This is a genomic window from Shuttleworthella sp., from assembly GCF_057251025.1.
Genome location: NZ_DBHIDN010000061.1, coordinates 1 through 1,233 on the forward strand (window position 1 = coordinate 1; position 1,233 = coordinate 1,233).

Annotated in this window: 1 protein-coding gene; it reads right to left on the reverse strand. The window is 47.3% G+C overall.

Features of this window, described 5'->3' with window-relative positions:
• Window positions 1–257: 257 nt before the first annotated feature.
• On the reverse strand, window positions 258–1,233 hold a 976-nt coding region (locus ACO5R6_RS07665), incomplete at its 5' end, for a DUF4026 domain-containing protein (RefSeq protein ID WP_485626582.1).

Below are 1,233 nucleotides of genomic sequence, written 5' to 3' on the forward strand. Positions count from 1 at the left end.
TCTCTTAGAATCTTTCAAGGTTGTTTCATTGTTCAGTTATCAAAGAACTTGTCGCGCCAAGGCTCTTGCCCTTTTGCGACAGTGATGTAAATATAAGGCTTTCTCGCCGGATCGTCAAGGACTTTTTCCAAGTTTTCCGCTTTTTCCCCCTCTCTCCCCTTTACCTACAAGATCTTGTACCGGCCCTTGCCGCGCCCCTCTATTGATTCTCTCCCGGGTGCACAAGTGTATTCTCATTTGCCGGCCTGTTCCCGTCTCTATAAATCCAGAAGGTATACCGTCTCCGGAGCGATGGAATGATCTTTCGTGTGAATCCTCCAATCACTCACAGACTCTAATGAATATACTCCCTCATCTCCCTCATGAAGATTCGGAATATTGTATGGTTCCTGCGTCAATCTCGCCCTGAAACAATCTCCCTCCATAGAGAGGGCCTCAAACCAAATATGTTCGCGATTCTCCTGATCCGGTTTGCCTTCGCTATCCACTGTCTCAAGTCCCAGCTTGAGCAGGATGACAATGTCTTGTCCTTCTTCCTGTTTTTTCCGCAGCATCTTCACAACATAGGAAAACCGTTCTCTCGCCAAGGAGCTCATTCTCTCCGTCTCCTCATTGCTCACGAAAAAGATGGGGTTATTCTCTATTTTTTCTGTGAACTCTGATGGCAGTCTTAAGCGGCCCTCCTTTCGATCCTCTTCACTTCCATATAGGAAAATGATATTTGTCCTGGAATTATGGGATTCTCTTCTGTCATCAAGGCCTCCCAGAATAGTTTCCGGATAGTAATGCAAACCCTCGGTCCATTTTCTCGAGCTTACAAGGATCGACTCTCCATCATGAAAGCGTCCTATTTCCAGTACTTCTTCATTCCCACCCTCTTCATGGTCATCATCCACTTCTCCTGCTTTTTCCCGATCAAGTAACCTACATGCATAATTGGTTATTAATGAACCATGCGTCCTGTATTCATCCTGATTGGAACCGAGAATTTCCAGTTCATGGAGCCCACACCTGCACAATCCATGCGTATGAAGCCATACTTCTGTTTCATCGGAGACAGCTTGCACGGTATATAGACTGTCGGGGGACGGCAAGACCCTTGAAGCAGCTGCCAGCTCCACCCATCTCCTGTTCAAGAGTCTCTCGGCGCTTTCATCAAAGAGAGCAATCATTGCCGGGGCCATTGCATAGACCAGCTTGAGCTGCAAGTGGTATGCCTTTTGGGGATCCCCC